The sequence below is a fragment of the Geobacter metallireducens GS-15 genome, assembly GCF_000012925.1.
Taxonomy (GTDB): Bacteria; Desulfobacterota; Desulfuromonadia; order Geobacterales; family Geobacteraceae; genus Geobacter; species Geobacter metallireducens.
Genome location: NC_007517.1, coordinates 3,574,445 through 3,598,658 on the forward strand (window position 1 = coordinate 3,574,445; position 24,214 = coordinate 3,598,658).

Below are 24,214 nucleotides of genomic sequence, written 5' to 3' on the forward strand. Positions count from 1 at the left end.
AGGTGGCGTCAGGCTTCGGGCATCTACAGCTCAGCCCCCCGAAGGAATGTGGCTGCGTCTTCCGGCGAGGTTGGATTGATGTAGAAGCCGGTCCCCCACTCGAAGCCGGCGATGGGGGTAAGCCGTGGCACCAACTCGATGTGCCAGTGGTAGTCGTATTCGATGGAACTCCAGAATTCCGGCTTGCCGAGCCGCGGCTGCGGTGGGGGCGCGGTATGGAGGATGAAGTTGTAGGGGGGATCCTTGAGGACGCTCTTGAGCCGGCCGAGCATATCCTTGAGGGCCACGGCCAGTTCGGCCAGTTCGCCGTCGGTGGACAGGGCGAAATCGTGGGAATGGCGCTTCGGGTAGAGCCGCAGCTCGAAGGGAAAACAGGAGGCGTAGGGTGTCATGATCACGTAGTTGCCGAATTCCCGAACAATCCGGTCGCCGCTCTGGAGCTCGAAATCGAGCAGGTCGCAGAAGAGGCAGCGCTCCTTGTTGGCATAGTGCTCCCGGCAGACGCGCAGCTCGGTGGCCGCAGCCGGGGGAATGAGGGGGACCGCGATGAGCTGGCTGTGGGAGTGGGAAAGGGTGGCCCCGGCCCGCCGGCCGTGGTTCTTGAAAAGGACCATGTAGCGGAACCGCGTGTCCCGGCGCAGGTCCAGGAAACGGGCGCGGTACGCCTTGAGAACCTCGGTGATCTCTGCGGGGGAGAGCTCTGCCAGCCCCCGGTTGTGGTCCGGTGTCTCGATGATGATCTCGTGGGCGCCGATGCCGTTCATGACATCATAGATGCCGTAGGCGCGGCTGTTGAGTTCCCCTTCGATCCGGAGCACCGGAAAGCGGTTCGGGATCACCCGCACCTTCCACCCGGTGGCATTCGCTCCGCCGACAGGACGAACCACGTACACCTCGCCGGGGGTCTTGTCCTCGTTGCCGTAGCAGAAGGGACAGCTGGTCATCTCCGTGGGCTCGGGCTCCACGAGGAAATCCCGCGGCCGGCGCCCCCGGTCGGTGGCGATAATCACCCAGTGCTGCTTGAGGGGGTCCCATCTCAGTTCGGACATTGTTCCTCCAGTTTCATATGAGCCAGTTCTCCGCATCCAGCTCCGGCCCCGCATAGCTCAGAACGAGGGGCGAATCGGCGGGCCAGCGACCAAACTCTTCGCCTCCGCGGACGAGGGTCACGAAAGCGAAGAGCTTCCCCCTCGGCTTGAGCGCCAGGGGCCCCAGGGGAACAGCCGCCTCGCAGACATGGCCGATCTCCCAGCAGCAGCGCCCCTTGGCCTTCTTCCACCCCTTGGTCCCTTTCACCATGAGCTCACCAGACCGATCGGACGGAGTTATTTCGAGACGATACTCGCTCCCGGTGACCAGGTGGAGCTGAAGGGCATCACCCTCCTGAATGGCGAGGTTCAACGGTGTTGGGCCGTCGAGGCGGATATAGAGGTTATCCCGGTCATAGCCGTAAAAAATGGACTGGAGAAGGCTTTCAGCGGCGTGCATGGCCGATGCCTGCTTGGTGAGGTCCACGAGCCCCGCCGCCAGCCACTCGAAATAGTCGTCCACCCGTCCGTTGATGGTGGGGGTGATAAGGGCCGCCGGTTCCCGCACGAGCCCCGCCGGAGTAAGCTTCTTGATGGGCTCGTAGAGCTCCCGGGGGATGTCGAGGCCGAGGAGGCGGTAGACGTTCATGAGGTGCTTGCGGAAGAGGCGGTCAAAGCGGTCGCTGTGGGAGGAGAAGTGATCATCGCCGTACCACCAGAACCAGTCGCTCCCCTCGGCGGCGTAGAGGGAGGTGCAGACGAGCCGGGCAACGCGCTCCTCGTCGGTCCCCTCCCCCTCCCACTGGTCACCCACGGCCATGAGGTCGGCCACCAGCGGGCTGGCGGTGACCGCCGCCTCCCGGGCCCGCTCCAGGTAGTCCCACCCCTGGTTCTCCTCCGGATGGCCGACCCAGATGCCGTAGTCGGCGTTGATCCAGGAGCCGGGGTGGATGTGTTCGATGACCCTCCGCTCCGGCTCCCGGGCAAGGAACCCGGAGCAGGTGGTGCATTCGATTCCCGGCGCGGCGGCGGTGACGCTGTAGAGACCCCGAAGGAAGTCGTAGCCGTTGTCGGGGTAGTACTCCCAGGCGTTCTCGCCGTCCAGGATCACCGGCACTACCCGGGCGTCGGGAGTGCTCTCCCGTATTGCCCGGAGTCTCCCCACGAAATCCTCCACCGCCCGGCGGGGTTCCCAGGAGGAATAGGTGAAGCCGATCAGGTCCGAGAGGAGATGGTCACGGAAAAAGGCCTTCAGCTCCCGGGTGCGGTGGCGGAAGGTGTAGGGATGGTAGAGGGCCTCCCGGTCGGGACCGAGTCCCCCGGGAAGGGTGCGGGCGAGGATCTCCTCGTCGGTGGCGATCCACTTGATGCCGCAGCCGGCAATGATGGCAAGGGCCTCGTCGCTCACCGACCCCTCCGACGGCCACATGCCCACCGGGGTGAAGCCGAACACCTCCTGGAACCGGGCGATGCCGCGACTCACCTGGCTCCGGGCGTCCTCCGGATGGCGAAAGCGGGTTGCCGGGAGGTTCGCCCGGGGCATGGCGATGGCGGCCGCCTTCATGTCGCAGAGAAGGGGAAGAATCGGGTGGTAGTAAGGGGAGACGGCCAGTTCCACCTTCCCCTCATCGTGGAGCTTTTTGTAGAGGGGAATGATCCCGTTGAGGATGTCGGCGTGGCGGGTGAAGAGGAGCGCCTTGTCATCCTCGGTGAAGTTGCGCCCCTTCCGCGCCAGCTCCTTGAGCTCGGGGTAGCGGCGGCGGGCCGCCTCGCCGGTCCAGGCCAGGAAGAACCAGACCTGGAGGTCCAGGAGGTCCTGGTGGCTGAAGTGGCGGTGCCGTTCCCGGCTCTTCACCCGGGTCCCGTCGCCTGCAAGATGGAGGAGCTCCAGATAGCGGCGGTTCGGCTCGATGAGCCGCTGGCGGTTGGCGGAGAAGTAGTTCTCCAGGGCGAAGAGCCGGTCCTCCTCGGCCATGTCGGCCGGGGCCATCCGCCCCCGGACAAGCCAAGGGTCCACGGCCGTGCCGCCGGCGTAGTCGATGATCTGGTCCAGGAGCGACGGCACCAGGTTGAAGACCGCCCGGGCATTGGGGGTGTCGTCCACGATGGCCGCCATGTCGAAGTAGTCCTTGACGGCGTGGAGGTAGGTCCAGGGAAGGGCGTACTCCCCCTTCACCGGATCCTTGTAGTAGGGCTGGTGCATGTGCCATACGAATATGACGGAGAGGGGGGCGCTCACTGCAGTTCCCGTTTCCACCCCTCGACCTTTTTCTTGTACTCATCGAGGAGCTTCTGGGCCGTCTTGGCATCCCGGGCCTCGGCCACGATGTGAACGTAGGGGAGGTACTGGTCCGGGAGCACCAGTGCCCAGTCCTCGCCGAAATGGACCTTGATCCCGTCGATGAAGCTCGCCTCCTTGTCGAGGCTGTCCTCGCTCATCTTCCGCATGATCCCCCCCTTCATGTCCCAGACGCAGGGGACCCGGGTCTGGAGGAAGACACGCTGCGGAATCTCCGCCGCCACCCTGGAGATGGAGAGCCCCCCCTTGGCCACCAGCTCGATGGTCTTGGCGATGGCGAACATGCCGTCGAAGGCGGACTGGAACTTCGGGAAGGCAAAACGGCCGTCCATGGTCCCCGCAAGGACCACCTCGGAGGAGAGGGTGGCCTCGATCATGGCCCGGTCGGCGCTCTTGGTGCGGGTCACGGCACTGCCGCGCTCCTGGACCATCCGCTCGATGGCCGAGGGGGCCGACACCGGCACCGCGAAGAGCCCCTTCTCGCCCGAGCGGAGCGCAAGCCCCACCATGAGCGGCAGAAGTTCGGCCCCCTCGTAGACCTTGCCGGTCTCGTCCACCACGATGACCCCTTCGGTGCCGGGGTCGAGCCAGAACCCGGCGCTTGCCTCCAGGGTGGCAACGATCTTGGAAAGCTGGGCGAGACTCTGCTGCCGTTCAGCCACTGCCTGGATCCCCCGCTCCTCGTCCACGTAGGCGTTGAGGCTGATGACCTCGCACCCCATCTGGGTCAGGATGCCGGGAAGGAGCTGGCTGGCCGATGAGTGGTTGAAGTCGATCACCACCTTGAACTGTTTCTTCTGCAGCGGCGACTTGCCGATGGTGTGGAGGAACCCCTCACGATAAAAATCCGTCACCTGTTGTGGAATCTCGGACAACGCCCCCGGCTCCGTGTGGTGGGCCCGGCGGAAGTTCTCCTTGAAAAAGATTCTCTCCACGTTCTTCCCCATGGAACTGGAGAAGTCGAGGCCGTCGCCATCCAGGAAGACAATCTCGGTGGAAGCGGGGTCGTCAATGGCCTGGCGGAAGTAGATTCCACCCACCTCGCCAAAGGTGCGGAGCTTATAGCGCAAGACCGGCATCGGCACCATGGTCAGGTCCCGTACATTGATCCCGGCGGAGAGGAGCCCGCCGATAAAGCTTCGCTTCAGCATCCGGCAGGAGCGGTAGGAATCGCGGCCCGAGATGATATGGCTCCCCTTGGGGAGCATGGTACCATAGGCGCACCCCAGCTTGGCCACGAACTCGGGGGTAAGCTCCATGTTGGTGAGCCCCTTGACCATGGCCCCCTCGAAGAGGGACTTTTTCCACTTTTCACCCCAGATGAGGTTGCCGGTGACGGTGGCCCCGGCCTCGATCACCTTCCGGGGCCAGATCTTCACGTCCCGCTTGATGTAGGCCTCCTCGCCGATGGAGGTGTCGTCGGCCACGATGACCCCCTCCTCCATGACGACCCCGTGCCCGACCCGCACATTGCTGCAGAGGACGCCGTCGTTGAGCTTCGCCCCCTTCTTCACGTAGACGTTGTCCCAGATGACGCAGCGGTTGAGGCGGACCCCCGGCTCGATGGTACAGTTGCGGCCGATAACCGTGTCCTTGATGTGGGCGCTCTCGAAGACCTGGGAGTTGTCCCCCACGACCACCGTTCCCTCCAGGGTGACATGCTCGTCCAGGTTCACGTCGCTCCCAAGCCGCAGATCCTTCCCCACCAGGTCCTGCTTCGCCTCGTCGATCTTTACGTTTACCTTCCCCTTGAAGATGTCGTGATGGGCCTCACGGTAGGAGTCGGTGTTGCCGATGTCGCGCCAGTACCCCTTTGCGGTGTAGCCGAAGAGGGGCTTCTGCTGCTCCAGGAGTTTCGGGAAGAGGTCCTGGGAGAAGTCGTAGTTCTCCTCCTCCGGGATATGGGCGAAAATTTCCGGCTCGAAGACGTAGATGCCGGTGTTGATGGTATCTGATATCACCTCCCCCCACCCCGGCTTTTCCAGGAACTGGGTGATCCGCTTTTCCTTGTCGGTGATGACGACCCCGAACTGGAGCGGGTCCTTCACCGAGGTGAGGGTGATGGTGGCCAGGGCCTTGTTGTCCTCGTGGGAGTCGATGATCTTCTGGAGGTTGAAGTCGGTGAGGAGGTCACCGCTGATGACGAGGAACCGCTCGTCCAGGAACTTCTCGGCGCACTTGACGGCCCCGGCGGTCCCCATGTCCTGGAGGGGGGTGACGTAGGTGATCTTGACGCCGAAGTCGGTGCCGTCCCGGAAAAAGTTCTTGATGACCGCCGGCTGGTGGTAAAGGAGCATTACGAGATCGGTGATCTCGTACTTCTTCAGCAATTCTACGATATGGAGCATGATGGGGCGGTTCAGCAGCGGGATCATCGGTTTCGGGATGCTGCTCGTGAGGGGTTGGATGCGGGTCCCGAACCCGCCTGCCATAATGACTGCTTTCATGGGATGCTCCTTTTTATGTATTGAGCGAGGTAGTGAGGGAGCGAGGTCGCGAGATAGTATTGATTAAACTACCTCGCGACCTCGCCATCTCGCCACCTCACTTCCCTTTCTTCACCAGAACCCGCTTGACCTCCTCCTTGAGCTCCGTGAGGTCGCTGGACTTCACCACGTAGCCGTCGGCGAGCCAGGCGGAAAAATCATCTTTGAAACAGGAGAAGGCGGTGCAGAGGATCACCGGCAGGTTGTGGCGTTCCTTGACAACCTTCTGGAGGAGGTCGAGGCCGCTCTCGTTCTTGAGCTTGATATCGAGGACGATCAGGTCGAACTCACTCTCCTTGATCTTCTCCACCGCCTCGGCGGCAGTGGCGGCGGTGGCCACTTCGTGCCCATCGTCAGCCAGTTCCTGGGAATAGAGCAGCCTGATGCTGCTTTCATCGTCCACCACCAGCAGTCGTGCCATGTTACGTCTCCTCCCTGTTCACGGGTAGTTTGATGATATACCGGGTTCCCCCGCCAGGCGGGGTATCAACCTCGAAGAGGTTGCCGTGCTTCTCCATAATCGTCTTGCAGATGGCCACGCCGAGGCCGGAACCGAGTTCCTCGGTGGAGCCGAAGGGGGTTGTCATGGCATCGATGCTTTCCCGGCTCAAGGCGACGCCGTTGTCCGATATTTCCACAAGGATCCAGCCGTTTTCCCGACGGGTTTCGGCCCTGATCTCCCCCCCCTCCGGCATACCTTCCATGGCCGTATTGACGATGGTTCTGACACAGTAAGCCACCTGCTTGTAATCAATGCGGGCCGGCGGCAGGCCTGTGTCGAGCCGGAGGCGGCAAGCCACCCGCCGCTCGTGGAGCCGGCCGTTCAACTCGCGGCAGACAGCACTCACCAGTTGGTTCACGTCCCAGATATCCAAGGTCGGGTAGAGGGAATCGGAGTAGTTGAGAATATCCTCCAGAACTTCCTCCAACTGGCGCACCTGCTGGCCAATGGACTCCAGGTACTCCCGCTGGGGGTCGTCATCGGCAGCCCCCCGCAGGAGCGTGCGGGCAAACCCGCCGATGATCATGAGGGGATTGCGGATGGAGTGGGCGATGCTGGAGGTGATCTTCCCCACGAGCGCCATCCGCTCCATCCTGACGATCAGCTCCTGCTGCTCCTTGAGCTTCACGTTGGCGGCCGTCACCTTGAGGAGCTCCTCCTGGAGCCGCTCGTAGAGCGAGGCACGTTCGATGGCGAAGGCCACGGAGAAGGCGAAGGTCTCCAGGGATTGCACGTCCTGGGGGGTGATCTGCTTGTGGGTGATGCAATTGTCGGAGATGATCACCCCGATCCGGCGGTTGCGGGAGATGAGCGGCGTGATGAGGAAGGTATCCACCCCCAGGGCCTGAACCAGGGAGTGATCACATTCGGGGTTCTGGAAGGCGTTCTCCACCAGGATCGGCCTCTTTTCCCGCAACGCCCGGACGAGAACATGGTTCGGGTCCGACAGGGGGATGGTCATCCGCTTGAGGACGTCGTGGAACTTCTGCTTCTCGGAGGTGAGCTTGGTCTGGTAGAAGTCCCTGGCCATCTCCTTGAGGGTAAAGTCGTCCCGCTGGATATCCTCCCATATCTCCCACGCCTCGCCGAAGGTCAGGGGGCCCACACCCAGGTACCCCCGGAGAAATTTCCGCTCTTTGTCGGCAAGCAGGAGGAAGGCCCGGTTCATGCCGAACCCCTTGCCGGCGGTGATGGCGGTCATTACCACCGAAAGGACTTCGTCCAGGTCGACGGAGGTCTGGAGAACGAGGCTGATCTCGTGGAGGAACTTAATCTCCCGTTCCCGGCTGTCGAGAAAACTGACCATGGACTGGAGCTTTCCCCGCTGTTCCCTGACTTCGCCGAGCAGGAACGAAACCACTTCTCCCAGGGGATTTCCCGACTCCTGCATCTTCTGCAGGTCATTACGGAAATTGGGACAGTCGATGCACTTTTCAAGGATCCGCCGCTGGTAGGAGGTGTAGAGAACCTCCTCCCCCTCGCCGATATTCGGACATCCTCCCGGTTCAACCACTTTTCTGTGCCAACAACAGACCCAATCCACTGACCATCTCCCGAGAGGGTTGATTTTATGCGCGACACAACAGCACAATTATACCAGCAGACAGCACCTTTTCAAGACGGTAAAGGTTTTATTAATTAATCAGTTCACCAAATATCCGCTCCACCAAGGAGAGCTTGAACGCGTGCTTCTTCATTGGATACTCATCGGCACTCCACAAAAATTCATGAATATTTTTTCGAGAGGAGGCACTTACAACCATGATCATGTCAAAGCAGTTACTGATGAGAATAGGCGCCAGCGCCTGCCTCCTGAGTGAACGGGGAAGCTCGGGACTCAACGATGTCACGGTGTATCGCAAGGGGATGCGGCGGTAAGGGGGCGGGGGCTCTTCGCCAACGCGGTGACGGAGCATTCCCCCACCTGCCGGAGGAGGAACGGCTCCGCGACCGGGAGCTTATGAAAAGCTTCATCGAACGGATCTTCGCCTATCGGCGATGGAAGGAGAGGCTCTCCGCGGACAGGTAGCAATCCCGTCGACACTCACGCGGCAGGAGGCTTCCGCCTTTTCCCCCGGCGCCGCCGGCGTTTCGGGGGAGCTTCTCCTCCGCCGGTCGCCGGCTCCACCGGCGGCATGACGCTTTCCCGGGCGTAGCGCTCCCACCAGGCGAGAATTTTCCCACCCTCCCCCGTCACCGCGCACCGGCAACGGAGGTAGGCCAGGGCCTCGGCAAAGCAGGATCGGGCAAGTACCCCCTGAGGCCGCTTCCCCGGTATCTTCCGGAGACGGTGCTGAATCAGCAGAATCTCCCGCACAGCGAGCGCGATCCGCTGGGGAATGGCAATGATCGGCGCCTGCTCGCCAAGAAAGCCGGCCATTGCCGCGTTGACCGCGTCCGGCACCGGCATCCCCGCATCAGCCAACTCCGCGGCCCGTTCCTCCACGTACTCGCCGAACATGAGGGCGAGAAGGAGGGGGGGCGAGACCGGCTCTCCGCCCCCCACCTGATCGTCCGCCCACTCCAGGGCCTTGCCGACCTGGGAATGGGGAAAACCGTCGATCTCCCGGTCGAGCCAGGCGCTGAAACGGGGAAAGAGATGACTGAAAAGCCCTGCCTGGCGGAGCAGCTGGTAGACCCGCTCCCCTTCACCCGAGAGGAAGAGCTTCAGCACCTCCTCGTAGAGTCGGGGGGCCGTGGCCCGGGTGATGGCGGGGGCCAGCTCCCGGATTGCCTGCCAGGTGGCATCCTCCACGGTGAAACCCAGGGTGGCGGCAAAGCGCACCGCCCTCAGCATCCGGACGGGGTCTTCCGTGAAGCGGACAAGGGGATCGCCGATGGTCCGGATCACCCCCCGCCGCAGGTCTTCCATGCCATTCGCATAGTCGATGATGGAAAAATCCGCGATGTTGTAAGCCAGGGCGTTCACGGTGAAGTCCCGCCGCACGGCGTCCTCTTCAGGGGTCCCGAAGACGTTGTCCCGCAGCACCATTCCCTCGTCGCTCACCACATGGCGGGGCAGCCGGGGGCGCTCCCCCTCGCCGGGCACGTTCTCCGGGGAGACCGGAGCAGGCGCGGTATCTTCGGGCTCCTCCGGCGCCAGGGCCCGGAAAGTGGCAACCTCGATAATCTCGTCCTGGTAATGGATGTGGGCGAGCCGGAACCTGCGCCCCACCAGACGGCAGTTGCGGAACAGCCGCTTCACCTGGTTTGGGGTGGCGTTGGTGGCCACATCGAAATCCTTGGGTTCGCGTCCCAGCAGGAGGTCGCGGACGCATCCTCCCACGAGGTAGGCAATGCAGCCGTTATCCTTGAGACGGTAGAGAACCCGGAGTGCGTTGGGGCTCACTTGGGAGCGGGAGATGGGATGATCGGGGCGGGGGATGATGACTGGTTCGCTGTTCATAGGGGTTTTCATAGCACACAACGGGGACAAATACTACTGTCCGGTAAACTTTGATTGTACAGCTGTAACTTGTTGAACTTTATTGCTCTTTGGCACAATTGTTCTTTTTTCGACATGAATTCGTTCTGGGTGTAGCCTTCCTCCCTTTACAGGAGGGGAGCAATGCACACCGGTCCGACCGTTTTCAAACAACTTCTGCAGTTTCTGCCCCGGTACGAATTCAATCTCTGCGTTCGCCGACACCGTGGCGAGTATCGGGAGAAGAAGTTCTCGACCTATGACCAGTTCCTCTGCCTGGCTTATGCCCAGATGGCTGGCCGTGAGAGCTTGCGGGATATCGAGACCTGCCTGAACTCCCACCAGGAGAAGCTGTACCACATCGGCTTTCGTGGTGATGTCTCCCGCACGACCCTTGCCGACGCGAACGAGCGCAGGGACTGGCGTATCTTCCAAGACTTCGGTCATGTACTGATCGGCATAGCTCAGCAGCTGTACCAGGCTGATGCCATCGCCGTTGAGCTTACGCAACCGCTCTACGCCTTTGACTCGACCACTATCGACCTGTGCCTTACGCTGTTCCCATGGGCCGAGTTCCGCAAAACCAAGGCGGCGGTCAAGATGCATACGCTCATTGATCTGCGTGGTCCCATTCCAACCTGGGTCACTATTACCACTGGCAAGGTCCACGATGTCAGGATGCTGGACCATCTGCCGGTTGCAAAGGATGCCATTTACACGATGGACAGAGGGTATGTCGATTTTGCCCGGCTCCACTCCATCCACAAGCAGGGAGCATTCTTCGTAGTTCGGGCAAAGGACAACCTGAAATGCCAGCGGTTATATTCCCATCCGAAGGACAAGGAATCAGGTGTACGGGCAGACCAGATTATCACCCTGGTGACGCAGAAGTCGAAAAAGGGGTATCCGGAGAAACTGCGCCGGGTCAGCTATGTTGACAAAGAACGGAACAAGCGACTCGTATTTCTCACGAACAACTTCGAGATTCCGGCAGCGACGGTGGCTGCGATTTACAAGCAGCGCTGGCAGGTGGAGCTGTTTTTCAAATGGATCAAACAGCACCTGCGGATCAAGTCGTTCATCGGAACGTCAGTCAATGCCGTGAAGAGCCAGATATGGGTTGCCTTGTGCATCTATCTGCTGGTGGCGATCACGAAAAAGAAGTTGGGGGTTCCGTGTTCGCTCTACACTTTTCTACAGATTCTGGAGGTCAACTTGTTCGAGAAAAAGCCCATTTCATCGCTGGTTGCGGAGGCTCTCAAGCGAAATGCTGATTATCCTGAGCGCAACCAACTGAACTTATTCAACTATTAACCGGACAGTAGTGGGGGACAAAAGCAAAAAGCCCCCGAGCAGTCAAAAAACGGGTATTTTTTGACATTGGTCATGACAAGGTCCACCTGCTTGACCTATGATGACCCCATGGAAACGTTCTCAAACAAACAATTGAAGGATGTGAAGGTACTCGTCGACTTTGTCAGGGTCTACTGTCACGCCTGCCACGACCGTTCCCTCCGCGCCCCCTTTGACCTGCCTCCGGAGCTGCAGCGCCGCTACTCCAGGGGAGTGGAGCTCTGCCCCGAATGCGCCGCCCTCCTTGCCCACGGCATCCAGAAACGCCGCAAGTGCCCCCTGGACCCGAAGCCCTCATGCAAGAGCTGCCGCATCCACTGCTACAGCAAGGAGTACCGGGCAAAGATCCGGGAGGTCATGGGCTTTTCGGGGAAACGGATGATCATGCGGGGCCGACTCGATTACCTCCTGCATTTCCTTTTCTGAACCGAACCAACGACACGACGAGAAACATAAGGTGTAAAGGAGATATCTGCCATGATCAGGAAAATCGTACAGATCGACGAAGAGAAGTGCAACGGCTGCGGCCTCTGCGTCCCCGCCTGCGCCGAGGGGGCCATCAAAATCGTGAACGGTAAGGCGGTCCTTGCCGCCGACAACCTCTGCGACGGACTCGGGGCCTGCCTCGGGGACTGCCCCCAGGACGCCATCCGGATCATTGAGCGGGAAGCGGACGAATTCGACGAGGCTGCGGTGGACGAGCACCTGAAGGGGACGGGCCCGCAGCCCCACGGGCACCATGCCGGCGGCTGTCCCGGCTCCCGGGCCATGGCTTTTGCTCCCTCCCACCCCGCCGGCGAACAATCCGCAGGGGGGAAGATCGCCAGCCGGCTGCGCCAGTGGCCCGTGCAGCTCCACCTGGTCCCCACCACGGCCCCCTACTTCCAGGACGCCGACCTCCTCATCGCCGCCGACTGCGTCGCCTTCGCCCATGGCGACTTCCACCGGGAATTCCTGGAGGGGAAAGCCCTCGTCATGGGCTGCCCCAAGCTGGATGACAACAACGCCTATCTCCAGAAGCTGACCGAGCTCTTCCGGGTCTCCTCCATCAGGAGCATCACGGTCCTGCGGATGGAAGTCCCCTGCTGCGGCGGCATCGTCATGGCGGCCCGACAGGCCCTGACCGCCAGCGGAAAAAATATCCCCTTCCGGGAGGTGACCATCGGCATCCAGGGGGATGTAAAGGGATAAATTCATCACACAGGACAAACAGGATTCTTTTTGTCTTTTTCCATTGACAAGGGGCACTGCGGCTGGTATCTCTTTCACTGTCATTGCATTCACACTCGCCGTACGAAAGGAGAGACCATTCCATGTGCATGTGTACCCTCGTCACCAAAGAGGCCCCTGATTTCGCAGCCGACGCTGTCCTGCCCGACAACACCTTCGCCACCATCAAGCTGTCGAGCTTTCGTGGGAAATACGTGATCCTCTTCTTCTATCCCCTGGACTTCACCTTTGTCTGCCCCTCGGAAATCCTCGCCTTCAACAAAAAGCTGGACCAGTTCAAGGCCAAAAACTGCGAGGTCATCGGCGTCTCCGTGGATTCGAAGTTCACCCACCTGGCCTGGAAAAACACGAAGGTGGAAGATGGCGGCATCGGCAACATCCAGTACCCCCTGGTGTCAGACCTGAAGAAGGAGATCGCCACCCAGTTCGGCGTTCTCTTCGAGAACGGCGGCGTCGCCCTTCGGGGACTCTTTCTCATCGATACCAAGGGGATCGTCCGCCACGCTGTCATCAACGACCTCCCCTTGGGTCGGAGCGTTGACGAGGCCCTGCGGATGCTGGACGCCCTCCAGTTCGTGGAAACCCACGGCGACCAGGTCTGCCCTGCCAACTGGCGGGAGGGTGACGAGGCCATGAAGCCCACGGCCGCCGGCGTTGCCGACTACCTGGCGAAGCATGCCGCAGGGTAGCTGCCTCCACGCAGCGAAATGAAAGGCACGGTCCGGCGACCGTGCCTTTTCTGTTTCTCCGAGGATTCCATGGCCGAGCCCCGCCTCACCGAAAGCCCCCTCCTCTCCGGCGCCGATCCCACGGAAGGGATCGTTGCCGCCGAACTGGCGGGACGGTTCATCCGCCTCTTCATCCGCACGCCTGGCGGCGTCATCTTCAGGGACACCCCCTTCCGCCCCTTCATCCTCCTGGAGGACCGGGCACTTTTGGGCGGCTTCCGGAGCGACGTCGAGACCCGCCCCCTGGCCGGCCCCGGCGCCTTCCGTTACCTGGCCCTCTTCGCCGATTGGTCCGAATGCCTCGCCGCCCGGGATTTCCTGGCGAAGCGGACCGGCCATACCCCCTCCGCCCCCGACGCTCCCTACCTCTTTCTCTCGGACCCGGTGCACCAACACCTCCTCCTCGCCGGCACCACCTTCTTCAAAGGGCTGGAATTCAATGCGCTGCGCCGCCTGGCCCTGGATATCGAGACCGCCTGCGCCGAGGGGTTCGAGTTCTCCAACCCGGCGCGGGAGGAGGACCGCATCCTTTCCATCGCCGTCATGGAGGAAGGGGGCTATGAGGAGTACCTGTCGGCCCATGCACTCTCCGAGCGGGAGATGCTGGAACGGCTCACCGCCATCATCCGGGAGCGGGATCCGGACGTAATCGAAGGGCACAACCTCTTCCGCTTTGACCTCGAATACATCAGGGCCCGGGCGGCCCGGCACGGGGTCAGGCTCCGTTGGGGGCGCGACGGGAGCGAGCCCCGGGTCCACCCTTCCCGGTTCGCCGTGGCGGAGCGGACCATCGACTATCCCCGCTGGAACATTTACGGCCGCTCGGTCATGGACACCTACTTCCTCCTTCAAATCTATGACGTCTCCAGCCGGGAACTGGAGAGCCACGGCCTCAAGCAGGCGGCTATCCACTTCGGCCTCGCCTCACCCGACCGGGTCTACCTGGACCGTCAGGCCATGGACGAGGTCTTCCGCAGCGACCCGGAGGCGCTCAGGCGCTACAATCTGGACGACGTGCGGGAGACCCTTGCCCTGTCGCGGCTCCTCTCCTACCCCTGGTTCCTTCAGGCCCGCATCTTTCCCTACTCCTACCAGACCTGCGTCATCCGGGGGAACGCCACGCGGATCAACGCTCTCTTCCTGCGGGAATACCTGCGGCAGGGCGCTGCGGTCCCGAAACCTGCCGGATCCGTGGGGACCTTCGAGGGTGGGTACGCCGCCGTCTTCGAGACCGGCGTTCTCGGCCCCATCGTCCACTGCGACGTGGCCTCCCTCTACCCCTCCATCATGCTTGCTTACGGCCTAGACCCCCGACGGGAGCACCTGGGGCTCTTCCTGCCGCTCCTGGCGCAGTTGCGGCAGTTTCGCCTCGCCGCCAAGGAGCGGGCACGGGAGGCGGCGCTCCCCCACGAGCGAGACTACTTCAACGCCCTCCAGCAGACCTTCAAGGTGCTCATCAACTCCTTCTACGGCTACCTGGGAACCACCATCCACACCTTCTCCGACCCGGGGGTGGCCGCCGAGGTGACCCGCCGGGGGCGAGAGCTGATCCAGGACATGATCGAATGGCTTCGCCGGCACGGGGCTCGTCCCGTGGAAGTGGACACCGACGGCATCTACTTCATCCCTCCGCAGGGGATAGAAACCATCGGGCAGGAGGAGGCCCTTGTCCGGGAGCTCTCCGCAACCCTCCCGGAAGGGATTGCCGTGGAGATGGACGGCCGGTACCGCGCCATCTTCTCCTACAAGATAAAGAACTACGCCCTCCTGGACCACGACGGGAAGGTAATTGTCAGGGGAAGCGCCCTCCGCTCCCGGGGGATAGAACGGTACCTGCGGGACTTCATGGCAGCGGCGGTCCGGCTCCTGCTACAGGGCGACGGGGCAAAAATCCCGGCGTTCCACGAGGACTGCATCCGGCGCCTGCGGAACCACCTCATCCCCATCGAGAGCCTCGCCCGCACCGAAACCCTCGGTGAAGCGCCGCCCACCTATCTCCAGAAGGTCCGCCAAGGGAAGCGGAACCCGTCGGCGGCATTCGAGATAGCCCTGCGCGCCGAGCGCCCCTTCCGGGCCGGCGACCAGATCAGCTACTACGTAACGGGACACGGAAAAGGGGTGACCGTCTACGAAAACTGCAAGCCGGTCTCCCAGTACGATCCAACCCGGCCCGATGAAAATACGGAATTCTATCTCGACAAGCTCAACCAGCTCGTGAAAAGGCTTGCCGCCTACCTGCCGAAGGAGCCCACCCTCTTTGACTGAGGCCGCTTGCCACCTGTCGGCAAGTGTGCTACAAGGGGTAAGAAACTCCCATCACATGCCGGCAAAAGGAGAATATATGCGTTCTTTCGCATGGTTTCTTGCCCTGACGCTGACCCTTTCCTGCTCAACCCCCCTCTTTGCCCAGGACGAACCGAAACCGGAATTCGTCGTGGAAAAAATGGCCTTCAAACTGGCCCGCGGCGTGACCAATTTTGCAACGGCTATCGTGGAACTTCCCAAGCAGTCGTACCTGAGCGTCCGTGACCGGGGCAACGTGGGTTACGTCATCGGCCCCCTCAAGGGAGTCGGCATGACCCTCTACCGGGCCTTCATCGGCGCCACCGAGGCAGTCTTTTTCCCCGTCCCCCAGCCGGGATATTACGACCCCATGATCGAACCCGACTTCGTATGGAAAGGATGGGAGCCGCCCCAGCGCGCGACTGTGGAGGAAGGTGACATGACGATGGAGACAGAGTCGGGAGAGGGGCAATGAAACCGGGACGCCTGATTACCGGAGCAGCCCTCGCCTGCCTGCTCGTTTGTGGGCAGCACCAACGGGTCCATGCCGAAAGCATAACCTCGGTCGAAGACGCCTCGGCCCAGGAGGTGGTTGACGGCATGGCCAACAAGTTCGCCCGGGGGGTAGCCAACACGGCGACCGGCTGGCTGGAGTTTCCAAAGCAGATTTATGTCACCTGGCAGGAAGAGGGGCCGGCAAAGGGATTGACCGTCGGCCCCCTGAAGGGGGTGGGAATGACTGTGGCGAGGACCCTGGCCGGTGCGGGGGAAGCGGTGACGTTCTTTATCTCCTGGCCCGGCTTCTTCGACGCCTACATGGACCCAGCCTACGTTTGGGAAAAGGAGTAGTCCAAGGACGGTACATCAGGCCGACACTCATTAGGCACAAAAAAAGCCGCATCCAAAGATGCGGCTTTTTTACGTCCTTAGGGGACTTATTACTTCGCAGCCGGAGCAGCCGGGGCCTCAGCAGGCTTGGCTTCTTCTTTCTTCACGGCTTTCTTGGCCTTCTTGGCTTTCTTGGCCTTCTTGGCAGCCGGCTTCTTCTCTTCTTTCTTCACTTCAGCAGCCGGAGCAGCCGGAGCGGCAGCCGGAGCAGCTTCTTTCTTCGGCTCGGCAGCGAAAACAGCACCGGCGAAGGCAACGGCAACAAGAGCAGCAACGATCGAGGAAACAACTTTCTTCATTACAACACCTCCAAAGGATATTTTGTCGTATCCTTGAGCAGGGAACGTGCCACTTCTCAAGAATACCTTCAACTCACTGAAATAACACCATTGCAAACCCAGACGACCTCGATCAGGGGAAGGAAATAGATCGCAACATAACCGCATATGCTCCGAAGACTACCGCATATAAGGCACCAGGATTTACCGCCGGGAATGGAACGGCCAAGGCAAACCATGGTCTTTTGCCTTGCCAAATCACGACTAATTCACTAAATTTGAATATTTAACCTGTATGGCATCCCTCTGTCGTCCCTCACACGGAGAACCCAACTAGTGTCGTATAACAATCTGCTCGCCATAGAAAAACCTGTCCGCTACACAGGAGATGAAATCGGCTCCCGCCCGAAGGAGGATGCCGAACTCCGCTTCGTCCTCGCCTTCCCCGATGTCTATGAGGTGGGGATGAGCCACCTGGGACTCCAGATTCTCTACGATATCCTGAACAGGGAGGAGGGGATCGCCGCGGAACGGGCCTATACCCCCTGGCCCGACCGGGAAGCACAACTGAGGAGCCTCGGCGAGTCCCTTGCGACCCTGGAGAGCCAGACCTCCCTGGCTCGGGCCGACATCATCGGCTTCACCCTCCAGTACGAGCTCTCCTATACCAACATCCTCACCATGCTCGACCTGGCCGGTATCCCCTTCCGGGCCGCGGAGCGGGGGGACGAATTCCCCCTCGTGATCGCCGGGGGCCCCTGCGCCTGCAACCCAGAGCCCCTGGCCGATTTTCTCGACGCAGTCCTCCTGGGGGACGGTGAGGAGGCGGTAGTAGAGATCGCCGCGGCCTGCCTGGAGCGGAAGCGGAACGGCGAGTCGAAGCAGTGGCTCCTGGAACGACTTGCCAGCATTGACGGGGTCTACGTCCCCTCCTTCTTCGAGCCCCGCTACCACGACGACGGCACCATCGACGCCATCATCCCCCTGCGTCCTGCCCACGGCCGGGTACGGCGGCGGTTTCTCTCCGATCTCGATACGGCCCCCTACCCCACGGCTCCGGTGGTCCCCTTTCTCAAGACGATCCACGACCGGGTGAGCATCGAGATCGGCCGGGGCTGCACCCGGGGGTGCCGTTTCTGCCAGGCGGGGTACCTCTACCGGCCGGTGCGGGAACGCTCCCCGGAAACGATTCTTAAGCTCGTTGAGGAGACCCTGCGGAACACCGGCTACGACGAGGTGTCGCTCCTCTCTCTCTCCACCGGCGACTACGGCTGCCTCACGCCGCTGTTGCGGGAGCTGATGGTCCGCTATGCCCACGAGAGGATCGCCGTGGCGCTGCCGTCACTGCGGGTCGGGAGCCTCAGCCAGGAACTGGTCGAAGAGATCCGCAAGGTCCGCAAGACCGGCTTCACCCTGGCCCCCGAGGCGGGAAGCGAGCGACTGCGCACGATTATCAACAAGGGGATCTCGGAAGAAGACCTCCTCCGCAACGCCTTCGAAGCCTTTTCCAACGGCTGGCGGGTCATCAAGCTCTACTTCATGATCGGACTTCCCGGCGAAACCGAGGAGGATCTCGTCGGCATCGCCGACCTGGCCCGCAAGGTAAAACAGGAGGGAAAGCGTGCCGGCAGCGGCGGCGAGGTAAACGTCTCGGTCTCCACCTTCGTCCCCAAGCCCCACACCCCCTTCCAGTGGGAGCCCCAGATCACCACCGAGGAGACCGTGGCCAAGCAGCGGTTTCTCCGGGACGAGCTCAAGAAGCGCAAGCTGGGCCTCAAGTGGCACGACGCCCCCCTCTCCTTCATGGAAGGGGTCTTCGCCCGGGGAGACCGGCGTCTCGGCGCCGTGCTGGCAAAGGCGTGGGAGCTGGGATGCCGTTTTGACGGCTGGGGGGACCGGCTGAAAAGCACCACGTGGCACGAGGCCTTTGCCGTCTGCGGCATCGACCCTGCCTTCTACCACCGGCGCCGGGGAATCGACGAAACACTCCCCTGGGACCACCTGGACTTCGGTGTGACCAGGGCATTCCTGCGCCAGGAGTTGGAAAAGGCGTGGGCCGGGGAACCCACCGGCGACTGTCGTACGGGACGTTGCACCGGCTGCGGCATCTGCGACTTCGACCGGATCGCCATGCGGACCACCGATCCGGCGTGGCAGAAAGGCAGCGCACCCGCCACGCCTTCCCCCGTTGAAGCCGACGCGAAGGTGACCATGCGGCTTCGCTACACGAAGACCGGCGCCATGCGTTACCTGAGCCATCTGGAGATGATCGGCCTCTTCACCCGGGCCGTGGGACGCGCCCGACTCCCCATCCGCTTCTCCCAAGGGTTCCACCCCCACCCCAAATTCTCGTTTGCCACGGCCCTTTCGGTCGGTGTAGAATCGTGGGCCGAGTATCTCGACATGGAGCTCATCCCCAGCCTCACGCCGGGGGAAGTACGGGACCGGCTCAACGCCGCACTCCCCGAAGGGATGCGGATCGTCGAGGCCGTGGTCATCCCGCCGGGGACGCCGTCCCTGTCAGTGCTCATGGACAAGGTTCGCTACCGGATTATCCTGCTGGAGGAAGCGGCTCGCGACCTTGCCGCCCGGGCAGAGGCGTTCCTTGCCCGGGACAGCTTCCCCCTCCGGCGGGCAAAAAAGGGGCGGATCCAGGAATACGACCTGCGCCACGAACTGGCCGCACTCACCGTCGATGGCCCGACCCTGGAGCTGACCATCGGCCGGGGAAAACCCCTCGAGTACGCCGCCGCCATCACGGGGCTTTCGCCCGAAGAGCTGGCCGATGCCCGCATCGAAAAGCTCGACGTCCTTTTCAAAGAATTTTCGATTTTATCTATACAGGGTATGTGCAATGGCCAATGAACTGGTAATCAACACCTCGTCCCACGAGACCCGCATCGCCCTCATCGAGAACGGCACCATTGCCGAGCTCTACATCGAGCGGAGCCGCGAGAAGGGGATCGTCGGGAACATCTACAAGGGGAAGGTCGTCCGGGTCCTCCCCGGCATGCAGGCAGCCTTCGTGGACATCGGCCTGGAAAAGGCGGCTTTCCTCTACGTGGCCGACGTCTTCGACGCCATGGAGGAGTTCGACTCCTTCATGGACCGCAACGGCGAGGACGGCGAAGGGGAGCAGCAGGTGCTCCAGCCCCTCCACCCCATCGAAGAGCTCCTCCAGGAGGGGCAGGAGATCCTCGTCCAGGTGTCCAAGGAGCCCATCGGCACCAAAGGGGCGCGGATCACCTCCCACATCTCGCTGCCGGGTCGGCACCTGGTCTACATGCCCACGGTGGATCACGTGGGGATCTCCCGCCGGATCGAGGAGGAGCCGGAGCGGGAACGACTCAAGGAGATCGTGGAGCGGATGAAGCCCCAGAACGGCGGTTTCATCGTCCGGACCGCCGCCGAGGGGAAGAGCGAGGAGGATCTCGTCTCGGACATGAACTACCTGACCAAGCTCTGGGACGAGGTGGTCAAGCGCAACGACAAGGGGCACGCCCCCTCCCTCATCCACGCCGACCTGGACGTGACCCAGAAGGTGATCCGCGACATCCTCACCGAGGACGTCTCCCGCATCGTGGTGGACTCCAAGACCGAGCATGACAAGATTGTCCAGTTCATCTCCACCTTCATGCCGAAGATGAAGTACTCCATGGAGCTCTACGACGACGAGGAGCCCATCTTCGACCACTTCGGGCTGGAGGTGGAGATCAGCCGCGCCCTGGGGCGCAAGGTCTGGCTCAAGTCCGGCGGCTACATCATCATCGAGCAGACCGAGGCCCTGACCGCCATCGACGTGAACACCGGCCGTTTCGTGGGGAAGCACAACCTTGAGGATACGATCCTCAAGACCAACCTGGAGGCGGTGAAGGAGATCGCCTACCAGCTCCGGCTCCGGAACATCGGCGGAATCATCATCATCGACTTCATCGACATGGAGAAGGAGGTGAACCGGGAAAAGGTTTTCACGGCCCTGGAAGAGGCCATGAAGGCCGACAAGTCCAAGACCAATATCCTGAAGATCTCGGAACTGGGCCTCGTGGAGATGACCCGCAAGCGGGTGCGCGAGTCCATCGGCCGGATGATGTGCGAACCCTGCCCCTACTGCGAGGGGCGCGGCTACGTGAAATCCAAGACCACGGTCTGCCACGAGATCTTCCGGGAACTGCGCCGGGAGATGCTCGACATTCGCGGCACCAAGGCGACCCTCACCGTCCATCCCCAGGTGGCCGACCTCCTCTACGATGAGGAGCGCCGGGGGCTGGAGGAGCTGGAGAAGAAATTCAAGAAGCGGATCACCGTCCGGGCCAAGCCGGGCTTCCACCAGGAGCAGTTCGAGATCGCCATCAGCTAGGAACAAAGGAATTCTTCCATGATTGGAACCCCTCTCAAGAAAAGCGCCACGCGCGTCATGCTCCTCGGCTCCGGCGAGCTCGGGAAAGAGGTTGTGCTCGAAGCCCAGCGGCTCGGCGTCGAGGTAATCGCCGTCGACCGCTACGCCGATGCGCCCGCCATGCAGGTGGCCCACCGCGCCCATGTCGTCAACATGCTCGACCGGGTCGAACTCGGCCGGATCGTGGCCCGGGAACGGCCCCACCTTATCGTCCCGGAAATCGAGGCGATCGACACCCCCTACCTCCTGGAACTGGAGCAGGAGGGGTACACCGTGATCCCCACGGCCCGGGCCGCCAACCTGACCATGAACCGGGAAGGCATCCGGCGCCTGGCGGCGGAAGAGCTGGGCCTGCCAACGGCTGCCTATCGCTTTGCCGCGAGTATCGAATCGTTCCGGGCGGCGGTGAAGGATATCGGCCTTCCCTGCGTGGTGAAACCAATCATGAGTTCCTCCGGCAAGGGACAAAGCGTTGTAAAGAGTATGGAAGAAATCGACGGCGCCTGGACCTACGCCATGGAAGGGGGCCGGGGGGCCTCCGATACCGTAATCGTTGAGGAATTCATTCCCTTTGACTACGAGATCACGCTCCTGACCGTGCGCCACGCCGGGGGCACCACCTTCTGCCCTCCCATTGGCCACGTGCAGATCAAGGGGGACTACCACGAGTCATGGCAGCCCATGGCCATGACGCCGGCCGCCCTGGCGGAATCCCAGCGCCAGGCCAAAGCAGTGACCGACGCTCTCGGCGGCTCCGGGATCTTCGGGGTGGAACTCTTCATCAAGGGAGATCGGGTCTGGTTCAGCGAGGTTTCACCCCGCCCCCACGACACCGGCATGGTCACGATGATCTCCCAGAACCTCTCCGAGTTCGAGCTTCACGTCCGGGCAATCCTTGGCCTTCCCGTTCCGGAGGTGGCAAACCTGGCCCCGGCGGCCTCCCATGTCGTCCTGGCCTCGGAAGCAGCCGAGGAGGTCACCTTCTCCGGCCTGGACGCCGCCCTCTCTGTCCCGGAAACGAAGCTGCGCCTCTTTGGAAAACCCGACACCCGGCCGGGACGACGGATGGGGGTCGCACTCTCCTTCGGCGCCGACACCGACGAGGCGAGAAACCGGGCCGAGCAGGCAGCCCATGCAGTGAAGATCGTCACCCTCTGACCATCATTCAAAAGGAGGTTTGTCATGGATTTCGCGGCCAAAGTTTCCGATGTACCCGACTGGGGAAAGAAAATTGTCACCGTCAAGGGCCAGGAGATCCTCCTCGTCAAGACCAAGGGAAACATCTACGCCTGCGAGACCGAGTGCCCCCACCAGGGAGCCCCTCTATCCGGCGCCCTGGTCAAGGAGGAAGGGCATATCTCCTGCCAGCGCCACGGCTATCGGTTCAGCCTGAAGACCGGGGCCTGCAAGGAGTTTCCCGAGTACACCCTCAAGGTCTATCCGGTGGAGGTGGCAGGTGACGATGTGCTGGTGGGACTGGAATAAAAATTTCTTGACTCCTCGCGCTGTTCCGGTTAACCTTCCAAGCTCGTCAAAAAATTTGAACAAAGGTGGTGAAGTACATGTACGCGGTAGTGAGAACCGGAGGGAAGCAGTACAAAGTTTCCGAAGGCGACTTTCTGAAAGTCGAGAAGCTTGAGGGAGCGGTGGGCGACACCATCGAACTCAAGGACATCCTGATGGTTGGCGGCGAAACGGTCAAGATCGGAACACCGTTAGTGCCCAGCGCCTCTGTGGTCGGCAAAATTGTCGAGCAGGGCAAGGACAAGAAGATCCTCGTCTTCAAGTCCAAGAAGCGCAAGGACAGCAAGAAGCTGCGCGGGCACCGTCAACCGAGAACCGTACTCAAGATCGAAAAGATCAACGGGTAATCAGCACCACAGCATTTTTTCGCAACGACGGCTCGGCAGTCCTGACTACCGATACGGCATGCCGTCAGGAGGTTTAACACCATGGCACACAAGAAAGGCGTCGGTTCCACACGGAACGGGCGCGATTCCGAATCAAAACGACTCGGCTGCAAGAAGTACGGCGGCGAGAACGTCAAGGCGGGGAACATCATCTACCGCCAGCGCGGCACCCAGATCCACCCCGGCACCAACGTGGGGTGCGGCAAGGACTACACCCTCTTCGCCCTCATCGACGGCGTGGTGAAGTTCGAGCGACTGGGCCGCGACCGGAAGAAGGTCTCCGTCTACCCGGCCAGCTAACGCGTTGGCGGGTCGCACAAACCCAAGAGCCTGGGACTTTCGAGTTCCGGGCTTTTGTTGTTTCTTGAAACAGGATACGAGATACGACGATGCAGTTTATCGATGAAGTAAAAATCCACGTACAGTCGGGGCACGGCGGCGCTGGGTGCGTCTCCTTCCGCCGGGAGAAGTTCATCCCCTTTGGCGGCCCCGACGGCGGAGACGGCGGCAAGGGTGGCGACGTGATCTTCACCGTCGACCCGAACCTCTCCACGCTCATGGACCTCCGCTACCGCCCCCACCTGAAGGCGGGGCGGGGGAAAAACGGCATGGGGAAGGACCGCCACGGCGCCAACGGCGATGACCTCACCATCCCTGTCCCCCCCGGGACCATCGTGAAAGACGCGGAGACCGGGGAAATCCTTGCGGACCTGACCGAGCCGGGACAGACCGTAGTCCTCCTCAAGGGGGGGCGCGGTGGCCAGGGGAACGCCCGCTTCACCACCTCCACCAACCGCGCACCCAAGTTCGCCCAGCCGGGTGAGGACGAGGAGGAGCGTTGGCTGCGGCTGGAGTTGAAGCTCATGGCCGATGTGGGACTCCTGGGATTCCCCAACGTGGGGAAGTCGTCGTTCATCACCAAGGTTTCCGCGGCCCGGCCCAAGATCGCCGACTACCCCTTCACGACCATCAAGCCGAATCTGGGGGTAGTTTCCTACAAGAACTACCGTTCCTTCGTCGTGGCCGACATCCCCGGCATCATCGAGGGGGCGTCCGAGGGGGCGGGACTGGGGCACCGGTTCCTCAAGCACGTGGAGCGGACCAACATTCTCCTTCACCTCATCGATCTCTCCTGGATCCCCGATCGAGACCCGATCCGGGAGTACGAGACCCTCAACCGGGAACTGGCCCTCTTCAGCCCCGAGCTGGCCGGCAAGGAACAGATCGCCGTCATCAACAAGATCGACCTCCCGGTGGTTCGCGAGAACCTCCCATCGGTCATCGACTGGTTCAAGGAGCGGGGGATTGCGGTGTTTCCCATCTCCGCCGCCACCGGCGAGGGAATCCCGACCCTCCTCGACGAAATCGCCCGGCATCTCTGGGGCCAGGCCGAGGAAGAGTGGTAGCGT

Annotated in this window: 22 protein-coding genes; 15 read left to right on the top strand and 7 right to left on the bottom strand. The window is 61.9% G+C overall.

Annotation, left to right across the window (positions count from 1 at the left end; genetic code table 11):
* Positions 1 to 23 precede the first annotated feature (23 nt).
* From galT to GMET_RS15935, 5 genes are all read right to left on the bottom strand, one after another.
* A complete protein-coding gene (galT, locus tag GMET_RS15915) occupies positions 24 to 1,049 on the bottom strand; it encodes a galactose-1-phosphate uridylyltransferase (RefSeq protein ID WP_011366155.1) in 1,026 nt (341 codons plus the stop codon).
* A 13-nt stretch (positions 1,050 to 1,062) separates the two neighbouring features.
* On the bottom strand, positions 1,063 to 3,267 hold the full coding sequence (locus tag GMET_RS15920) for a glycoside hydrolase family 57 protein (protein ID WP_004513894.1): 2,205 nt from the start codon (positions 3,265 to 3,267) through the stop codon (positions 1,063 to 1,065).
* Complete coding sequence (locus tag GMET_RS15925) at positions 3,264 to 5,774, bottom strand: mannose-1-phosphate guanyltransferase (RefSeq protein ID WP_011366156.1); 2,511 nt, start codon at positions 5,772 to 5,774, stop codon at positions 3,264 to 3,266. The genes GMET_RS15920 and GMET_RS15925 overlap by 4 nt, the downstream gene beginning before the upstream one ends.
* 97 nt (positions 5,775 to 5,871) lie before the next feature.
* Positions 5,872 to 6,234, bottom strand: coding sequence for a response regulator (locus tag GMET_RS15930; RefSeq protein ID WP_004513896.1), 363 nt, complete (start codon positions 6,232 to 6,234; stop codon positions 5,872 to 5,874).
* 1 nt (position 6,235) lies between these two features.
* Positions 6,236 to 7,858, bottom strand: a complete 1,623-nt coding sequence (locus GMET_RS15935; RefSeq protein WP_004513897.1) for a sensor histidine kinase — start codon at positions 7,856 to 7,858, stop codon at positions 6,236 to 6,238.
* Between the two features lie 300 nt (positions 7,859 to 8,158).
* Between GMET_RS15935 and GMET_RS18660 the strand changes: the two genes are divergently transcribed.
* Positions 8,159 to 8,344: a hypothetical protein gene (locus tag GMET_RS18660; protein ID WP_138983419.1), complete on the top strand. Its 186-nt coding sequence runs from the start codon at positions 8,159 to 8,161 to the stop codon at positions 8,342 to 8,344.
* Between the two features lie 15 nt (positions 8,345 to 8,359).
* On the opposite strand, the gene pcnB is transcribed toward GMET_RS18660, so the two are convergent.
* A complete protein-coding gene (gene pcnB / locus GMET_RS15945) occupies positions 8,360 to 9,733 on the bottom strand; it encodes a polynucleotide adenylyltransferase PcnB (RefSeq protein WP_004513899.1) in 1,374 nt (457 codons plus the stop codon).
* Positions 9,734 to 9,883: 150 nt separating this feature from the next.
* Here pcnB and GMET_RS15950 point away from each other — a divergent pair, with 150 nt between their 5' ends.
* The 7 genes from GMET_RS15950 to GMET_RS15980 all read left to right on the top strand — a co-directional run bounded on the left by GMET_RS15950 (position 9,884) and on the right by GMET_RS15980 (position 16,182).
* Positions 9,884 to 11,053: an IS4-like element ISGme2 family transposase gene (locus tag GMET_RS15950; RefSeq protein ID WP_004514806.1), complete on the top strand. Its 1,170-nt coding sequence runs from the start codon at positions 9,884 to 9,886 to the stop codon at positions 11,051 to 11,053.
* Between the two features lie 108 nt (positions 11,054 to 11,161).
* Positions 11,162 to 11,518 (top strand): nitrous oxide-stimulated promoter family protein, encoded by a 357-nt coding sequence (locus tag GMET_RS15955; protein WP_011366158.1) that lies wholly within the window; start codon positions 11,162 to 11,164, stop codon positions 11,516 to 11,518.
* A 51-nt stretch (positions 11,519 to 11,569) separates the two neighbouring features.
* On the top strand, positions 11,570 to 12,283 hold the full coding sequence (locus GMET_RS15960) for an ATP-binding protein (RefSeq protein ID WP_004512623.1): 714 nt from the start codon (positions 11,570 to 11,572) through the stop codon (positions 12,281 to 12,283).
* 128 nt (positions 12,284 to 12,411) lie between these two features.
* The gene (locus GMET_RS15965) at positions 12,412 to 13,011 is read left to right on the top strand and encodes a peroxiredoxin (protein WP_420794821.1); all 600 of its coding nucleotides are present in this window, start codon (positions 12,412 to 12,414) and stop codon (positions 13,009 to 13,011) included.
* A 69-nt stretch (positions 13,012 to 13,080) separates the two neighbouring features.
* Complete coding sequence (locus GMET_RS15970) at positions 13,081 to 15,315, top strand: DNA polymerase domain-containing protein (protein ID WP_004512625.1); 2,235 nt, start codon at positions 13,081 to 13,083, stop codon at positions 15,313 to 15,315.
* A gap of 76 nt (positions 15,316 to 15,391) precedes the next feature.
* Positions 15,392 to 15,808 carry an exosortase system-associated protein, TIGR04073 family gene (locus tag GMET_RS15975; RefSeq protein ID WP_004512626.1) on the top strand — a complete coding sequence of 139 codons (417 nt, stop codon included), beginning with the start codon at positions 15,392 to 15,394 and terminating at the stop codon, positions 15,806 to 15,808.
* Positions 15,805 to 16,182: an exosortase system-associated protein, TIGR04073 family gene (locus GMET_RS15980; RefSeq protein WP_004512627.1), complete on the top strand. Its 378-nt coding sequence runs from the start codon at positions 15,805 to 15,807 to the stop codon at positions 16,180 to 16,182. Before GMET_RS15975 ends, GMET_RS15980 begins: the two co-directional genes overlap by 4 nt.
* A gap of 89 nt (positions 16,183 to 16,271) precedes the next feature.
* Here the strand turns inward: GMET_RS15980 and GMET_RS15985 are convergent, their stop codons facing one another.
* Positions 16,272 to 16,520, bottom strand: a complete 249-nt coding sequence (locus GMET_RS15985) for a hypothetical protein (RefSeq protein WP_004512628.1) — start codon at positions 16,518 to 16,520, stop codon at positions 16,272 to 16,274.
* Between the two features lie 315 nt (positions 16,521 to 16,835).
* Between GMET_RS15985 and GMET_RS15990 the strand changes: the two genes are divergently transcribed.
* From GMET_RS15990 to obgE, 7 genes are all read left to right on the top strand, one after another.
* A complete protein-coding gene (locus GMET_RS15990) occupies positions 16,836 to 19,364 on the top strand; it encodes a TIGR03960 family B12-binding radical SAM protein (RefSeq protein ID WP_004512629.1) in 2,529 nt (842 codons plus the stop codon).
* Positions 19,354 to 20,856: a ribonuclease G gene (rng, locus tag GMET_RS15995; protein ID WP_011366159.1), complete on the top strand. Its 1,503-nt coding sequence runs from the start codon at positions 19,354 to 19,356 to the stop codon at positions 20,854 to 20,856. The genes GMET_RS15990 and rng overlap by 11 nt, the downstream gene beginning before the upstream one ends.
* A gap of 18 nt (positions 20,857 to 20,874) precedes the next feature.
* Entirely contained in the window at positions 20,875 to 22,053 is a 1,179-nt protein-coding gene (gene purT / locus GMET_RS16000; RefSeq protein WP_004512631.1) for a formate-dependent phosphoribosylglycinamide formyltransferase, read from the top strand.
* 24 nt (positions 22,054 to 22,077) lie between these two features.
* Positions 22,078 to 22,380, top strand: coding sequence for a Rieske (2Fe-2S) protein (locus GMET_RS16005; RefSeq protein ID WP_004512632.1), 303 nt, complete (start codon positions 22,078 to 22,080; stop codon positions 22,378 to 22,380).
* 77 nt (positions 22,381 to 22,457) lie between these two features.
* Positions 22,458 to 22,766, top strand: a complete 309-nt coding sequence (gene rplU, locus GMET_RS16010) for a 50S ribosomal protein L21 (protein WP_004512633.1) — start codon at positions 22,458 to 22,460, stop codon at positions 22,764 to 22,766.
* Between the two features lie 81 nt (positions 22,767 to 22,847).
* On the top strand, positions 22,848 to 23,105 hold the full coding sequence (gene rpmA / locus GMET_RS16015; protein ID WP_004512634.1) for a 50S ribosomal protein L27: 258 nt from the start codon (positions 22,848 to 22,850) through the stop codon (positions 23,103 to 23,105).
* An 89-nt stretch (positions 23,106 to 23,194) separates the two neighbouring features.
* On the top strand, positions 23,195 to 24,211 hold the full coding sequence (obgE, locus tag GMET_RS16020) for a GTPase ObgE (protein WP_004512635.1): 1,017 nt from the start codon (positions 23,195 to 23,197) through the stop codon (positions 24,209 to 24,211).
* Positions 24,212 to 24,214 lie beyond the last annotated feature (3 nt).

Excerpts from the sequence above, each read along its gene's own strand:
- galT (WP_011366155.1), bottom strand. The coding sequence starts at position 1,049 with ATGTCCGAACTGAGATGGGACCCCCTCAAGCAGCACTGGGTGATTATC.
- GMET_RS15925 (WP_011366156.1), bottom strand. The coding sequence starts at position 5,774 with ATGAAAGCAGTCATTATGGCAGGCGGGTTCGGGACCCGCATCCAACCC.
- GMET_RS15930 (WP_004513896.1), bottom strand. The coding sequence starts at position 6,234 with ATGGCACGACTGCTGGTGGTGGACGATGAAAGCAGCATCAGGCTGCTC.
- GMET_RS18660 (WP_138983419.1), top strand. The coding sequence starts at position 8,159 with ATGTCACGGTGTATCGCAAGGGGATGCGGCGGTAAGGGGGCGGGGGCT.
- pcnB (WP_004513899.1), bottom strand. The coding sequence starts at position 9,733 with ATGAAAACCCCTATGAACAGCGAACCAGTCATCATCCCCCGCCCCGAT.
- GMET_RS15950 (WP_004514806.1), top strand. The coding sequence starts at position 9,884 with ATGCACACCGGTCCGACCGTTTTCAAACAACTTCTGCAGTTTCTGCCC.
- GMET_RS15955 (WP_011366158.1), top strand. The coding sequence starts at position 11,162 with ATGGAAACGTTCTCAAACAAACAATTGAAGGATGTGAAGGTACTCGTC.
- GMET_RS15960 (WP_004512623.1), top strand. The coding sequence starts at position 11,570 with ATGATCAGGAAAATCGTACAGATCGACGAAGAGAAGTGCAACGGCTGC.
- GMET_RS15965 (WP_420794821.1), top strand. The coding sequence starts at position 12,412 with ATGTGTACCCTCGTCACCAAAGAGGCCCCTGATTTCGCAGCCGACGCT.
- GMET_RS15970 (WP_004512625.1), top strand. The coding sequence starts at position 13,081 with ATGGCCGAGCCCCGCCTCACCGAAAGCCCCCTCCTCTCCGGCGCCGAT.
- GMET_RS15975 (WP_004512626.1), top strand. The coding sequence starts at position 15,392 with ATGCGTTCTTTCGCATGGTTTCTTGCCCTGACGCTGACCCTTTCCTGC.
- GMET_RS15980 (WP_004512627.1), top strand. The coding sequence starts at position 15,805 with ATGAAACCGGGACGCCTGATTACCGGAGCAGCCCTCGCCTGCCTGCTC.
- GMET_RS15985 (WP_004512628.1), bottom strand. The coding sequence starts at position 16,520 with ATGAAGAAAGTTGTTTCCTCGATCGTTGCTGCTCTTGTTGCCGTTGCC.
- rng (WP_011366159.1), top strand. The coding sequence starts at position 19,354 with ATGGCCAATGAACTGGTAATCAACACCTCGTCCCACGAGACCCGCATC.
- purT (WP_004512631.1), top strand. The coding sequence starts at position 20,875 with ATGATTGGAACCCCTCTCAAGAAAAGCGCCACGCGCGTCATGCTCCTC.
- GMET_RS16005 (WP_004512632.1), top strand. The coding sequence starts at position 22,078 with ATGGATTTCGCGGCCAAAGTTTCCGATGTACCCGACTGGGGAAAGAAA.
- rplU (WP_004512633.1), top strand. The coding sequence starts at position 22,458 with ATGTACGCGGTAGTGAGAACCGGAGGGAAGCAGTACAAAGTTTCCGAA.
- rpmA (WP_004512634.1), top strand. The coding sequence starts at position 22,848 with ATGGCACACAAGAAAGGCGTCGGTTCCACACGGAACGGGCGCGATTCC.
- obgE (WP_004512635.1), top strand. The coding sequence starts at position 23,195 with ATGCAGTTTATCGATGAAGTAAAAATCCACGTACAGTCGGGGCACGGC.